Source organism: Streptomyces sp. NPDC044921 (assembly GCF_056432865.1).
Genome location: NZ_JBWKIF010000002.1, coordinates 73,451 through 86,889 on the forward strand (window position 1 = coordinate 73,451; position 13,439 = coordinate 86,889).

Here is a 13,439-nt window from a genome sequence, read left to right on the forward strand (position 1 = left end):
CGGACGACGATGTTCCATCCCAGACGCACCCTGAGAGCCCTGCTGGTGCCGCTCACCGCCGGGCTCGCCCTCACCGCCCTGCCCGCCACCTCCGCCCACGCCGCGAGCACGCTGACCAACGGCGGCTTCGAAGCCGACGGCGCGGGCGCGGCCGCACCGGCCGGCTGGTCCGAGTACGGCGACACCGGCGCCTCGTTCACCGAGCCCGGCGGCCACGGCGGCAGCCACCGCCTGAGCCACTGGGCCGCCGGCGCCTACAAGGTGGAGACCTACCAGTACCTGTCCGGACTCACCAACGGCGCCTACAAGCTCACCGCCTGGGTACGCTCGGGCGGCGGGCAGAAGTCCGCCTACATAGCGCTGAAGAACTGCGGCGGCGCCGAGCAGCGCACCGACCTGCCGGTCTCGGCCAGTGGGTGGATCCGGATCGTGGTGCCGGTCAACGTGACCACCAACCAGTGCACCATCAGCATCAACAGTGACGCGAACGCGGGCAACTGGATCAATGTCGACGACCTGACCTTCGCGTCGGGCACGTCCGGCACGTCGATCAAGGGTGCCGACATCTCGTCCCTCGCCAAGAGCGAGGCCAGGGGCGGCGTCTACCGCAGCGCCTCCGGCACCGCCGGCGACGCCCTGTCCCTGCTGAAGTCGAACGGCATGAACTACGCCCGCCTGAAGGTGTGGGTCGACCCGGCCGACGGATTCAACAACAAGGCCCGCGTCCTGGCCACGGCCAAGCGCGTCAAGGCCCAGGGGATGAAGCTGCTGGTGGACTTCCACTACTCCGACTTCTGGGCCGACCCGGGCCGCCAGGACAAGCCCGCGGCCTGGGCGGGCCATTCTTACAGTCAACTGAAGACGGACGTGTACCACCACACCTACGACGTGTTGAACGCGTTGAAGGCCCAGGGCACCACCGCCGACATGGTCCAGGTCGGCAACGAGATCAACGGCGGCATGCTGTGGAACGAGGGCTCCACCTCCCACTGGACGCAGCTGGCCGGTCTGCTCAACTCCGGCTACGACGCCGTCAAGGCGGTCGACTCCGGCACCGCCGTGGCCCTGCACCTCGCCGAGGGCGGTGACCTGGAGGGCACCCGCTGGTGGTTCGACAGCGCGCGCTCCCACGGCGTGCGGTTCGACGCGATCGGGCTGTCGTACTACGGCTACTGGCACGGCACCCTGTCCGACTTCCAGACGACCCTGGACGACGCCGCCACCCGCTACGGCAAACCCGTCTTCGTCGCCGAGACGGCCTACCCGTTCCGCCTGGACAGCGAGGACTCCCACGAGAACATCATCGACACCGCCGCTGAGCTGGTCCCCGGCTATCCGGCGAGCGTGGCCGGCCAGACGCGGTGGATGAACGACGTGGCGAGCATCGTGGAGGCCGTCCCGAACGGCCGCGGCCTCGGAGTCTTCTACTGGGAGGCGACCTGGACCGCCGTGTCCGGAAACGGCTGGGATCCGACCGCCCCGTCCTCCGGCAACGGCTGGGAGAACCAGGCGCTGTTCGGCTACGACGACCGGGCGCTCGCCTCGATGTCCTGGTTCCGGCACCGCTGAGCCGGTGGGGGAGGGGACACGGCCCGGGATACCGCCCGTTCCGCCGTGTTCCCTCCCGCCCTGCACAACTCCTGCGTTCCACGGAGGAGTCCGGTATCGGTCAAGCCTGCCGAGTGCGGGACACGGCCGCATCGAGTGCGGGACAGTGGGAAGACGCGGTGGGGAGGAACGACGCCGCGAGGCAGGGGCACGTCATGCTGAGGACTCCCACGGACGAGACGCGGCTGCGCATCCTGGCCTGGCTGAGGGAACCGGGGGCCGCCGCGGACGGGGTCACCGCCGACGCCGTCGCCGAGCGGTTCGCGCTGCCGCGCCCGGTCGCCGCCACCCACCTGCGGCTGCTGGAGGCCACCGGCATGCTGCGCACCAGCCGGTCCGCGGGCCGGCTGCGCTACCGCCGCGACGACATGCGCATCGCCGAGGTCGCCCGGATGTTCGAGAAGGGCTGGTAGGCCACTCCGGAGTAAGGAGTGGGTGTGAAGCGCCGAGGCGGTGACACGGTGCACCGCGCCTTGCCACGGGGGACAAGGGCGCGGCAGGGGCGTTCGCGAGGGCTCGCGCCCGCGCGTAGGTGAGAGCCGGTTCTCGCCCGCGTGGAGTACGACTGACGCCTCCGCTCCCGCCCCTCCCGAGCAGAACTGGATCCCATGAGCGCCATCACCGTCGGTCAGGCCGTCGTCCTCGGAGCCGTCGAGGGGGTGACCGAGTTCCTGCCCGTCTCCTCCACCGGCCATCTGAAGATCGCCGAAGGGCTCATGGGCATCCCCGTCGACGACCGTGCCGTGGTCGGGTTCTCGGCCGTCATCCAGGTCGGCGCGATCGCGGCGGTGCTCGTGTACTTCTCCCAGGACATCCTGCGGATCGTCTCGGCCTGGGGGCGAGGTCTGCGCCACTGCGAGGAGCGCCACCACCACGACTACAGATTCGCCTGGTGGGTCATCTGCGCCACCGTCCCGATCGTCGCCGTGGGACTCGCCGCCAAGCCGCTCATCGAGGGTCCGCTCGCCTCGCTGTGGGTGGTGGCCGGCTCGCTGATCGCGGGCAGCGGTGTGATGTGGGCGGCCGACCGGATGGGCCGGCACAAGCGCGGCGAGGACGACACCTCCTTCAAGGACGCCATGCTGGTCGGCAGCTCCCAGATCCTCGCCCTGCTCTTCCCGGGCTTCTCCCGCTCGGGCGCCACCATGTCGACGGCTCTGGTCCTCGACCTCGACCGCGTCGCCGCCACCCGGCTCTCCTTCTTCCTCGGCATCCCCGCGCTGACCGGCGCCGGACTCTACGAGCTGAAGGACGCCCTGGGCACCGGGGTGGGCGCGGTGCCACTCGCCGTCGGCACGGTCGTCTCCTTCGTCGTGGCGTACGCCTCCATCGCCTGGCTGCTGAGGTTCGTCGCCAGGCACTCCTTCGACGCCTTCGTGATCTACCGCCTCGCCGTGGGTGTGCTGCTGTTCGGGCTGCTCGGGGCGGGTGTGCTGCACAGCTGAGTGTCCTGCGGATATGTGCCGTCGTCTGTCCGCGGTGCCATCGTGGCTCGTCGCGCAAGTTCCCCGCGCCCCCTGCGGGGCGCCCCTTGACAGCTTGAGCCGCCGCCCGGAGGATCACTCCCGTGAACCTGTCAGACAGCCGGACAGCCGGACAGCCTGTGCGCCGCGTCAGTGCTATGGAAGCGGTGCTGGCGCACCTGCGGGGCGCCATCGAACGGGGCGAGTACGCCATCGGCGACAAGCTCCCCTCCGAGGCGGAGCTCTGCCGCACCCTGGAGGTCTCCCGGCCGGTGCTGCGCGAGGCGCTGCGCGCGCTGCAGACCATGGGCCTGACGGTGTCCCGCACCGGCAAGGGCACCTTCGTCGTCGCCAGCACGGTCGAGGACCCCACCTTCGGCGACTACGCGGCCAGCGACCTGCTGGAGGTCCGCCGCCACGTGGAGATCCCGGTCGCCGGGTACGCGGCCCTGCGCCGCACCCCGGAGAACCTCGACCACCTGGCCCACCTGCTGGACCGGATGGAGCGGGAGACCGACACCACCGCCTGGGTCGCCATGGACTCGCTGTTCCACCTCGCCGTGGCCGAGGCCGCCCAGAACCCGGTCTTCCGCCGGGTCATCGAGGAGATCCGGGACGCGCTGGCCCGGCAGTCGGCCTTCCTCAACGAGCTCGGCGGCCGCCGCGAGCAGTCCAACCGCGAGCACCGGGCCATCGTCGAGGCGCTGATCGACGGTTCCGAGAACGACGCGGTGGAGGCCATGACCCACCACCTCGACCGCGTCGAGACGACCCTCACCGACATCGTGCGCTCCCCGCGCACGGACACCGGCACGGAAACCCCCACGGAAGGCGGACCCGAGGCGTGAGCGAGCAGTCCCTGCACGACGGAGTGCAGAAACGTTCCGGCCATGTCGACGCCGGAGACGCGGGCTACAGCAAGTCCCTGAAGTCCCGGCACGTCAACATGATCGCCATCGGCGGCGCCATCGGCACCGGCCTGTTCCTCGGCGCCGGCGGCCGCCTCGCCGACGCGGGCCCGTCCCTCTTCCTCGCCTACGCGGTCTGCGGCCTCTTCGCCTTCCTCGTCGTCCGCGCCCTCGGCGAGCTCGTGCTCTACCGTCCGTCCTCCGGCGCCTTCGTCTCGTACGCCCGCGAGTTCATGGGGGAGAAGGGCGCCTACACCGCAGGGTGGATGTACTTCCTGAACTGGGCGACCACCGGCATCGCCGACATCACCGCCGTCGCCACCTACACCCACTACTGGGGCATGTTCTCCGACATCCCGCAGTGGGTGATCGCCCTGATCGCGCTGGCCGTCGTCCTCGCCGTGAACCTGATCTCGGTGAAGATCTTCGGCGAGCTGGAGTTCTGGTTCGCGATCGTCAAGGTCGGCGCACTGGTCGTCTTCATGTGCATCGGCATCTTCCTGCTGGTCACCCGGCACCCCGTCGACGGCCACACCCCGGGCCCGTCCCTGATCGGCGACAGCGGCGGCGTCTTCCCGCACGGCCTGCTGCCCATGCTGCTGATCATCCAGGGCGTCGTCTTCGCCTACGCCTCCGTCGAACTGGTCGGTGTCGCGGCCGGCGAGACCGAGAACCCCGAGAAGATCATGCCCAGGGCGATCAACTCGATCATGTGGCGCGTGGGCCTGTTCTACGTGGGCTCGGTCCTCCTGCTGTCGATGCTGCTGCCCTGGAACAAGTACACCGCCGGCGAGAGCCCCTTCGTCACGGTGCTGTCCAACATCGGCGTCCCGGCGGCCGGCGGCGTCATGAACCTCGTGGTCCTCACCGCCGCGATGTCCTCGCTCAACTCCGGCCTGTACTCCACCGGCCGCATCCTGCGCTCCATGGCCATGGCCGGCTCCGCGCCCAGGTTCACCTCCGTGATGAGCCGCAGCCAGGTCCCCTACGGCGGCATCCTGCTCACCAGCGGCGTCTGCGTGCTCGGCGTCGGCCTCAACTTCGTGGTGCCCGCCGAGGCGTTCGAGATCGTGCTGAACTTCGCCGCGATCGGCATCCTCGCCACCTGGGGCATGATCATGGTCTGTCACCTCCTTTTCTGGCAGAAGACCCAGAAGGGCGAGCTCACCCGCCCCGGCTACCGGCTGCCGGGCTCCCCCTGGACCGAGATCGTGACGCTGGCGTTCCTCGCCTCCGTCCTGGTCCTCATGTACGCCGACGGCGGCGCGGGACGCACCACCGTGCTGTGCCTGCCGCTGATCGTCGGGGCCCTGGTCGCCGGATGGTTCGGCATCCGGGGCCGTATCGCCCGCACGTCCACCACCGGAGCCGACGCGTGACCCACGCGCGACTCCCGGAGAAACAGGCAGTGATGCACAGCAGTTCCCTCGCGGCCGCACCCTTGGTCCGTGAACCCGTCCACGCCCCCGTCGCCCACCTCATACGCGGCGGAATCGTCGAAGGCATGCACTACGGCTCCGTCGTCGTCCTCGGCGCCGACGGGGAGGTCCGGCTCCAGATCGGAGACGTCGAGGCCGCCTTCTACCCCCGCTCCGCGATCAAGCCCGTCCAGGCCGTGGCCATGGCCCGGGCCGGACTCCCGCTCCACGGCGAGCTGCTGTCGCTGGCCGCGGCCAGTCACTCCGGCGAGGAACGCCACCTCGCCGGTGCCCGCCGCATCCTCGAACTCGCCGGGCTCAGCGAGGACCACCTGCGCAACGTCCCCGACATGCCGTTCGGCCCCGCCGTCCGGGACGCCTGGATCCGCGAGGGCCGATCGCCCTCCCGGCTCGCCCAGAACTGCTCCGGCAAGCACGCGGCCATGCTCTACACCTGCGCCCTCAACGGCTGGCCGCTGGAGACCTACCTGGACCCCGGCCACCCGTTGCAGCAGGCCATCGCCGAGATCGTCGAGGACCTCACCGGGCAGCGGATCGCCCGGGTCACCGTCGACGGCTGCGGCGCGCCCCTGTTCGCCATCTCCCTGCACGGCCTGGCCCGCGCGACCGCCCGGATCGTCTCGGCCGCCCCGGGCACGCCCGAGGCCCGGGTCGCCGACGCCATGCGCGCGCACCCCGAGATGGCCTCCGGCTCCGGCCGGGACGTCGCCGCGCTGATGCGGGCGGTGCCCGGGCTCCTCACCAAGGACGGCTTCGAGGGCGTGCAGGTCGCCGCCCTGGCCGACGGGCGGGCCGTCGCGGTGAAGATCGCGGATGGTGCGAACCGCGCGCGTGTGCCGGTGACCGCCGCCGCCCTGGCCCGGGCGGGTGTCGACCCGGAGCTGCTCACGCAGTTCGCGGGCGAGCCGCTGCTCGGGGGCGGACGGGAGGTCGGGCGGGTGCGGCCCGTTCGCTCGCTGGAGCCGCTCGCCGGTGCCGCCTGCGCCTGAGCGCGTGCCGGGTTCTTCCGTGCGGCTGCGGGCTTCCCGCGGCTGATCGCGCAGTTCCCCGCGCCCCCCGACGGGGCGCTCCTCCCCTGTCCGTTCCAGAAAAAGGGACCCCTCACCCTCATGACCGCCGCCACTCGCCGCGAGCACGACCTGCTCGGTGACCGTGACGTTCCCGCCGACGCCTACTGGGGTGTGCACACCCTGCGGGCCACGGAGAACTTCCCCATCACGGGAACGCCGATCTCCGCCTACCCGCACCTGATCGACGCGCTGGCCGCGGTGAAGGAGGCCGCGGCCCTGGCCAACGAGGAACTCGGCCTGCTGGAGGCGCGGAAGGCGGCCGCCATCGTCGCGGCCTGCCGGGAGATCCGTTCCGGTGAGCTGCACGACCAGTTCGTCGTCGACGTCGTGCAGGGCGGGGCGGGCACCTCGACCAACATGAACGCCAACGAGGTCATCGCCAACCGGGCGCTGGAGCTGCTGGGCCACGCCAAGGGCGAGTACCGCCACCTGCACCCGAACGAGGACGTCAACCTCTCCCAGTCCACCAACGACGTCTACCCGACCGCGGTGAAGGTAGCGACCGTCTTCGCGGTGCGCGGGCTGCTGGAGGCGATGTCCGTGTTGCAGGACGCGTTCGCCCGCAAGGCCGTGGAGTTCCGTGACGTGCTCAAGATGGGCCGTACGCAGTTGCAGGACGCGGTGCCGATGACGCTGGGGCAGGAGTTCTCCGCGTACGCCGTCATGCTGGACGAGGACCGGTCCCGTCTTTCCGAGGCCGTGGAGCTGATCCACGAGATCAACCTGGGCGCCACGGCCATCGGCACCGGTCTCAACGCCCCCGCCGGATACGCCGAGTCGGCCCGCCGCCACCTGTCGGAGATCACCGGACTGCCTCTGGTGACCGCGGCCAACCTGGTCGAGGCGACCCAGGACTGCGGCGCGTTCGTGCAGATGTCCGGCGTGCTCAAGCGCATCGCGGTCAAGCTCTCCAAGAGCTGCAACGACCTGCGGCTGCTGTCCTCCGGCCCGCGCGCCGGCCTCGGCGAGATCAACCTGCCGCCGGTGCAGGCGGGTTCGTCGATCATGCCGGGCAAGGTGAACCCGGTCATCCCCGAGGTGGTCAACCAGGTCGCCTTCGAGGTGATCGGCAACGACGTCACCATCACCATGGCCGCGGAGGCCGGACAGCTCCAGCTCAACGCGTTCGAGCCGATCATCCTGCACGCCCTGTCGGAGTCCCTGACCCATCTGCGCGCGGCCTGCCTGACGCTGGCGGAGCGCTGCGTGCACGGCATCACCGCCAACACCGAGGCCCTGCGCGCCACCGTCGAGAACTCCATCGGCCTGGTCACCGCGCTCAACCCGCACATCGGCTACACGGCCGCCACCGACATCGCCAAGGAAGCCCTCGCGACGGGCCGGGGCGTGGCCGAACTCGTCCTGGAGAAGGGCCTGCTCCCCGCCGAGTCCCTCGCGGCCCTGCTGCGCCCGGAGGTCCTGGCGGGCAGCGGGCCCACGGAGCGTCCGGCCGTGGTCTGATCCGGGTGAGCGCCGGGGCGGAGAGCCTCGGCTGACCCCCGCGTGTCAACCACCGGCCGCGTCCGCCCGGGCCGGCGGCGTCCGGCCCAGGCGGGCGAGCGGGGACAGCGCCATCAGCACGGGGGACAGCAGCATCCCCGCTGACGTCACCAGGAGGCCGGTGCGCAGACCCCACTGCTCCGCGACCACACCGCCGAGCAGGGAGCCGAGCGGGGCCAGGCCCATGCCCGCGCACGTGACGGTCGCCGCCACACGGCCCTGCAGGGCGTCCGGGGTGACGGCCTGCCGCACGGACATGGTGGTGACGTTGACCAGCTGGCCGAAGACACCGAAAAGGAAGTTGACCGCCACGAGCGCGGGCGCGGTCACGACGGCAGGGCCGTGCAGCCACGGCACGCACAGCATCACGCCGTCGCCCAGGGCCGCCGCGGACACCAGCACCACGCCGTGGCCGAACCGGCCCGGCAGCCGGGCGGCGAGCAACGAGCCCAGGAGCGCGCCGGGCCCGGTGGCCGCGAGCGCCAGCCCCACGGCGGTGCCCGACAGGTGCAGTTCCCGCGGCAGGAAGAGCAGGTACACGGTCATCACGGCCGCGAAGGAGAACTGGAAGGCGGCCGAGGCGAGGGCCACGGCCCGCAGCAAGGGGTCACGGGCGACGAGGCGGACGCCCGCCATGATCCGGTGCCGGAAGGGCGGGGGAGCGGCGGTGGGCTCGGGAACCGCCTCGATCCGGCGGATCCGCCGGATCGACAGGAACGACCCCACGAAGAACAGCGCGCCGCACGCCGCCGCGACCGGAGCCGACAGCAGGGACACCAGCGCCCCGCCCAGAGCGGGGCCGCCCGTCTGCGCCGCCGACCGGCTGCCCTCCAGGGCGCTGTTGCCCCGCAGCAGCTGATCGCGCCTCACCAGCCGTACCAGGGACGTCTGGTAGGCCACGTCGAAGAACACGGACAGGGCCCCGACGGCGAACGCGGCGACGAGCAGGGCCGGCAGTCCGAGCGCCCCGAGGAGACCGGCCACGGCGACCGCACCCAGCGCCACGGCGCGGCCGGCGTCCGCCAGGACCATCACCGTGCGGGTCCGCCACCGGTCCACCCAGGCGCCGGCGAGGAGCGAGAGCAGCAGGACCGGCGCCTGCCCCACCGCGCGCAGGACGCCCAGCCGGCCGGCGTCGGTGTGCAGCGTCAGCACGGCGATCAGGGGCAGCACCACCAGGCAGGCGTGCTCGCCCAGCTGGGAGGCGGTCTGGCCCCACCAGAGCCTGCGGAAGTCGACGTCCCGCCACAGGCCGGGCGGAGCGGAGCGGAACGCGCGGGACGCGGAGGAATCGGACGGCACGAGGACCCCTTGGCTTGCCGAGGAGGAGGCCCGCCACCCCGGGCGACAGGGCGCACCGAGGGTGCCGGACGGGAAGAGGGCTCGCCGTGCCACGGGTCGAGGGCGGCACGCGATGACGGGCCGGCGACGGCCCACGACGTCAACGCGCGCTTCGGCGACCGACCATGCTCAGCTCCTCCGGGATCACTCGCTGCCCGCACGGTAGCCGCCGGCGTCCCGGCGCGGCAACGGAATAGGGGCGCGTGCGCGGGCGGGCCGGCACGCGGGGACAATGGTGATCATGACGTCGCCCACCACCTTCCAGCCGGTTCTGGAGCGCATCGCCGAGGAGATCGAGCGGACACCCGGCCGCGGCCGGGCCGCCGACTACATCCCGGCGCTCGCCGCCCGCGACCCGCGCAGCTTCGGCATGGCCGTGGCCGAACCCGACGGCACCGTGTACGGGGTGGGGGACTGGCGGCAGCCGTTCTCGGCCCAGTCCATCACCAAGGTCTTCACCCTCGCCCTGGTCCTGGCCCGGGAGGGCGACGCCCTGTGGGAGCACGTCGGCCGGGAGCCCTCCGGCAACCCGTTCAACTCCCTGGTGCAGCTGGAGTACGAGAACGGCATCCCGCGCAACCCGTTCATCAACGCCGGTGCGCTCGTCGTCACCGACCGGCTGCACACCCGCACCGGCGACGCGTCGGGCGAACTGCTGGGCTTCCTGCGCGCGGAGAGCGGCAACCCGGAGCTGACCTTCGACAAGGAGGTCGCCGCCTCCGAGTCCGCCCACGGCGACCGCAACGCCGCGCTCGGCCACTTCATGGCGTCGTACGGCAACATCGACAACCCGGTGCCGGTCCTGCTGGAACAGTACTTCCGCCAGTGCTCCGTCACGGCGTCCTGCGCCGACCTCGCCCTCGCCACGACCTTCCTGGCCCGGCACGGCATCCGCGCCGACGGCACCCGTCTGCTCACCCGCAGCCAGGCCAAGCAGATCAACGCGATCATGCTGACCTGCGGGACGTACGACGCGGCGGGCGACTTCGCGTACCGCGTGGGCCTGCCCGGCAAGAGCGGCGTCGGCGGCGGCATCGTCGCGGTCGTCCCGGGCCGCTGCGCCCTGTGCGTGTGGAGCCCGGGCCTGGACGAGCGGGGCAACTCGGTGGCCGGAGTGGCGGCCCTCGACAGATTCACGACCCTGACGGGCCTGTCGGTCTTCTGAACGCCCCAAGGGGTGCGGGGAACGACCCGGCAGGCCACCCGGCCTGCGTGCTGATCACCCTCCGGTCACACCCCGGCCGCTCCCCGGAGGGCCCCGCGTCGCCGCGGCGCCACCCCGCGTTGCCACGCTGCCCGAGTGTTGGCCATGGCTCTTCCCGTCGATCTCCGCCGCTGCCAGGTACTCGGTCTGGCCGGAACCGCCTGCCTCGCCCTGGGCGGTGGGACGGCCGGAGCCCTGCCCGTACGGGACCTCCTCCACCCGGCCTCCGCGCGTGCCGCCCTGGGGCTGGTCGGCACGTACTTCGGCGTCGTGCTGCTGATCGCCGCCTGGGCGCTGCTGGGCCGCCTGGTGCGGGGCCCCCGGCCGCCCGCCCCGCGCGCCCTGCTGCTCGTCCTCGCCGTCTGGGCGGCCCCCCTGCTGCCGGCGCCGCCGCTGTTCAGCCGGGACGTGTACAGCTACCTCGCCCAGGGAGCCATGGTCGAGGCGCACCTGGACGTGTACGCGCACGGGCCGGCCCGGCTCGGCGGCCCGCTCGCCGACGAGGTCGCCCCGCTGTGGCGGCACACCGGTGCCCCGTACGGCCCGGTGTTCCTGGCCGTGGCCGCGGCCCTGGCCGGTGTGACGCGTGGTGAGCTGCCCGCCGGGCTCCTCGGGATGCGGCTCGTCGCCCTCGCCGGCGTCGCCCTGATGGCGGCCGCGCTGCCCCGCCTCGCCCGGCACGGCGGGGCCGACCCGTCCGCCGCGCTGTGGCTGGGCGCCCTCAACCCGCTCGTCCTGCTGCACCTGGTCGCCGGCGCCCACAACGACGCCGTCATGCTGGGCCTGCTGGGCGCGGGCCTGGTCGCCGCGCTCGGCCGTCGGCCGGTCCTCGGCGCCGTCCTCGTGACGCTCGCCGCGCTGGTCAAGGTGCCCGCGCTGCTCGGTCTGGCCGCCGTCGTCGCCGTGCGGGTCCGCGCGGGCGACAGTCCCGTGCGGACCCTCGCGACCACCGCCGTCGCCGCGGCGGGCACGACCGTCGCCGCCACGGTCGTCGCCGGCACCGGGTACGGCTGGATCGGTGCCCTCAACACCCCCGTGTCACCGGAGAACTGGGCCCTGACCACCCTGCTCGGCCGGGCCACCCGCGCGTTCCTGGAGCACCTCGGCAGCGATCTCGCGCCCCTGGCGGTGCCCGTCTGGCACGTCCTGGGCATCGTGGCCGCCGTGGTCGCCGTCGCGGTGATCTGGCTCCGGCTGCGGCCGCGGCCGGTGTACGCCCTGGGCCTGAGCCTGGCGGCGGTCGCCGCGCTCGGCCCGGCGATCCGCCCCTGGTACGCCCTGTGGGGCCTGTTCCTCATCGCCGCCGCCGCGCCCAGCGGCTCCGTACGCCACCGCATGACCGCCGTGACCGGCGTCCTCGCGCTGTGTGTCCTGCCCAGCGGCGGACCGGCGGACTCCGGGCAGCTGCTGCTGGCCGTCTCCGGCGGGGCGCTCGCGGTCGTCGTGCTGTGGCAGGCCCACCAGGCCCGGCTCGCCCCGGCGCTGGGACGCGCCGCATGACCCCGTCCCTGCCGCGCACCGACCGCGGCCGGCTGCTGCTGGTGCTCGCCCTCGCCACGGCGGTCACCGTCTTCACCGCGACCGTTCCCCTGCTGCGCGACTGGTTCGACCTGCGCGTCTACCACGGCAGCATCGACACCTGGGTCCACCGGGGCGGCGCCCTCTACGACTACCGCGTGCCGGGGACGCCGTACGGCTTCACCTACCCGCCGTTCGCCGCGGTCGCCATGCTGCCCATGGCCCTGCTGGACCTGCGCACCGCGATCGCCGCGGCCCTGCTGCTCAACCTGGCGGCCCTCACCCTGGTGCTGCGTCTGCTGGCGGGCCCGGCGTGGCGGCGGTTCGGCTGGTTCGGGTGGGCCCTGGCCGCCTGCCTGCTCGCGCTGTTCGAACCACTGCGCGACACCTTCAGCTTCGGCCAGGTGAACGTACTGCTGCTGGCCCTCGTCCTCACCGACGCGGCGCTGCTGGCGACCGGACGCGGCCGGCTCGCGGGCGTGGGCATCGGACTCGCCGCGGCGGTCAAGCTCACGCCGGCGCTGTTCATCGGGCTGCTGCTGGTGACCCGGCGGTGGCGCGCCGCCGCGGTCGCCACCGCCGTCGCCCTCGGTGCGACGGCCCTCGCCGCCCTCGTGGACCCGGACGCCTCGCGCTTCTACTGGACCGAGGCGCTGTGGGACACCGGCCGGGTGGGCCGGCTCGCCTACGTCTCGAACCAGTCGGTGCAGGGCGTCCTCGCACGGCTCGGCGCGCCGGACCGGGCGGTGTGGGCGGCGGCCGTCCTGACGGTCCTCGTCGTGTGGGCCGTACGGGCGCGCCGGGCCGCGGCGGCGGGGGACTGGACGGCCGCGTTCGCCGTGACCGGCCTCGCCGCCTGCCTCGTCAGCCCCGTCACCTGGGTGCACCACCTCGTCTGGCTGCTGCCGTCCCTCGCCGTACTGGCCCGGGCCGGGCACCTGCGCGTCGCGGGCGCCCTGTACGCCGCGCTGTGCACCAGCGTCGTCTGGCTGTGGTTCGACGACGCGTCCGGCGTCGACGGGTTCCTCGGGGGCAACCTCTACGCGTGGATCACCCTCGGCCTGCTGCTGTGGCTGCCGGCCGGTCAGCTCCGTCCCGGCCTGCGCACCGGGAGCCGCAGCACCAGCACCACGACCGCGGCGCCCAGCCCGGCCGCTCCGACGATCAGCCCCGCCTCCGTCCAGGCGGACCCCGGCTCCCTCGGCACGGTTGCCGCGGCCGCGGGCACGGCCGTCACCTCCGTGCGCGCGGGCGGACGCGGCACCGCGAGCGAGCCCACCGGTTCGACCGTCCCGGCCGAACCGAAGCCCCAGTCGAGCAGCGACCGGGCCTCCTCGTAGACGGCGGACCCGCCGCCCTCCTGGGGGTTCATCACCGTCACGACCAGG

At 72.9% G+C, this 13,439-nt stretch carries 11 protein-coding genes; 10 read left to right on the forward strand and 1 reads right to left on the reverse strand.

Annotated elements, in window-relative coordinates:
* The first annotated feature begins 9 nt into the window (after positions 1 to 9).
* The 7 genes from AC07DA_RS02970 to aspA all read left to right on the forward strand — a co-directional run bounded on the left by AC07DA_RS02970 (position 10) and on the right by aspA (position 7,949).
* Complete coding sequence (locus AC07DA_RS02970; protein ID WP_479124018.1) at positions 10 to 1,569, forward strand: glycoside hydrolase family 53 protein; 1,560 nt, start codon at positions 10 to 12, stop codon at positions 1,567 to 1,569.
* 194 nt (positions 1,570 to 1,763) lie between these two features.
* Entirely contained in the window at positions 1,764 to 2,021 is a 258-nt protein-coding gene (locus AC07DA_RS02975) for an ArsR/SmtB family transcription factor (RefSeq protein WP_479124020.1), read from the forward strand.
* A gap of 195 nt (positions 2,022 to 2,216) precedes the next feature.
* Positions 2,217 to 3,053: an undecaprenyl-diphosphate phosphatase gene (locus AC07DA_RS02980; RefSeq protein WP_479124022.1), complete on the forward strand. Its 837-nt coding sequence runs from the start codon at positions 2,217 to 2,219 to the stop codon at positions 3,051 to 3,053.
* A gap of 176 nt (positions 3,054 to 3,229) precedes the next feature.
* The gene (locus AC07DA_RS02985; protein WP_479124024.1) at positions 3,230 to 3,919 is read left to right on the forward strand and encodes a FadR/GntR family transcriptional regulator; all 690 of its coding nucleotides are present in this window, start codon (positions 3,230 to 3,232) and stop codon (positions 3,917 to 3,919) included.
* Positions 3,916 to 5,358: an amino acid permease gene (locus AC07DA_RS02990; RefSeq protein ID WP_479124026.1), complete on the forward strand. Its 1,443-nt coding sequence runs from the start codon at positions 3,916 to 3,918 to the stop codon at positions 5,356 to 5,358. The genes AC07DA_RS02985 and AC07DA_RS02990 overlap by 4 nt, the downstream gene beginning before the upstream one ends.
* A gap of 32 nt (positions 5,359 to 5,390) precedes the next feature.
* The gene (locus AC07DA_RS02995) at positions 5,391 to 6,407 is read left to right on the forward strand and encodes an asparaginase (RefSeq protein ID WP_479124028.1); all 1,017 of its coding nucleotides are present in this window, start codon (positions 5,391 to 5,393) and stop codon (positions 6,405 to 6,407) included.
* A 120-nt stretch (positions 6,408 to 6,527) separates the two neighbouring features.
* Positions 6,528 to 7,949 (forward strand): aspartate ammonia-lyase, encoded by a 1,422-nt coding sequence (gene aspA / locus AC07DA_RS03000; protein ID WP_479124030.1) that lies wholly within the window; start codon positions 6,528 to 6,530, stop codon positions 7,947 to 7,949.
* Positions 7,950 to 7,994: 45 nt separating this feature from the next.
* Here aspA and AC07DA_RS03005 read toward each other — a convergent pair whose 3' ends face one another.
* A complete protein-coding gene (locus tag AC07DA_RS03005; protein ID WP_479124032.1) occupies positions 7,995 to 9,290 on the reverse strand; it encodes an MFS transporter in 1,296 nt (431 codons plus the stop codon).
* 271 nt (positions 9,291 to 9,561) lie between these two features.
* Here AC07DA_RS03005 and AC07DA_RS03010 point away from each other — a divergent pair, with 271 nt between their 5' ends.
* The 3 genes from AC07DA_RS03010 to AC07DA_RS03020 all read left to right on the forward strand — a co-directional run bounded on the left by AC07DA_RS03010 (position 9,562) and on the right by AC07DA_RS03020 (position 13,391).
* On the forward strand, positions 9,562 to 10,494 hold the full coding sequence (locus AC07DA_RS03010; protein WP_479124034.1) for a glutaminase: 933 nt from the start codon (positions 9,562 to 9,564) through the stop codon (positions 10,492 to 10,494).
* A gap of 144 nt (positions 10,495 to 10,638) precedes the next feature.
* Positions 10,639 to 12,033, forward strand: coding sequence for a polyprenol phosphomannose-dependent alpha 1,6 mannosyltransferase MptB (gene mptB, locus AC07DA_RS03015; protein ID WP_479124036.1), 1,395 nt, complete (start codon positions 10,639 to 10,641; stop codon positions 12,031 to 12,033).
* Positions 12,030 to 13,391 carry a glycosyltransferase 87 family protein gene (locus tag AC07DA_RS03020; RefSeq protein ID WP_479124038.1) on the forward strand — a complete coding sequence of 454 codons (1,362 nt, stop codon included), beginning with the start codon at positions 12,030 to 12,032 and terminating at the stop codon, positions 13,389 to 13,391. The genes mptB and AC07DA_RS03020 overlap by 4 nt, the downstream gene beginning before the upstream one ends.
* Positions 13,392 to 13,439: the final 48 nt, after the last annotated feature.

Excerpts from the sequence above, each read along its gene's own strand:
- AC07DA_RS02970 (WP_479124018.1), top strand. The coding sequence starts at position 10 with ATGTTCCATCCCAGACGCACCCTGAGAGCCCTGCTGGTGCCGCTCACC.
- AC07DA_RS02975 (WP_479124020.1), top strand. The coding sequence starts at position 1,764 with ATGCTGAGGACTCCCACGGACGAGACGCGGCTGCGCATCCTGGCCTGG.
- AC07DA_RS02980 (WP_479124022.1), top strand. The coding sequence starts at position 2,217 with ATGAGCGCCATCACCGTCGGTCAGGCCGTCGTCCTCGGAGCCGTCGAG.
- AC07DA_RS02985 (WP_479124024.1), top strand. The coding sequence starts at position 3,230 with ATGGAAGCGGTGCTGGCGCACCTGCGGGGCGCCATCGAACGGGGCGAG.
- AC07DA_RS02995 (WP_479124028.1), top strand. The coding sequence starts at position 5,391 with ATGCACAGCAGTTCCCTCGCGGCCGCACCCTTGGTCCGTGAACCCGTC.
- aspA (WP_479124030.1), top strand. The coding sequence starts at position 6,528 with ATGACCGCCGCCACTCGCCGCGAGCACGACCTGCTCGGTGACCGTGAC.
- AC07DA_RS03010 (WP_479124034.1), top strand. The coding sequence starts at position 9,562 with ATGGTGATCATGACGTCGCCCACCACCTTCCAGCCGGTTCTGGAGCGC.
- mptB (WP_479124036.1), top strand. The coding sequence starts at position 10,639 with ATGGCTCTTCCCGTCGATCTCCGCCGCTGCCAGGTACTCGGTCTGGCC.
- AC07DA_RS03020 (WP_479124038.1), top strand. The coding sequence starts at position 12,030 with ATGACCCCGTCCCTGCCGCGCACCGACCGCGGCCGGCTGCTGCTGGTG.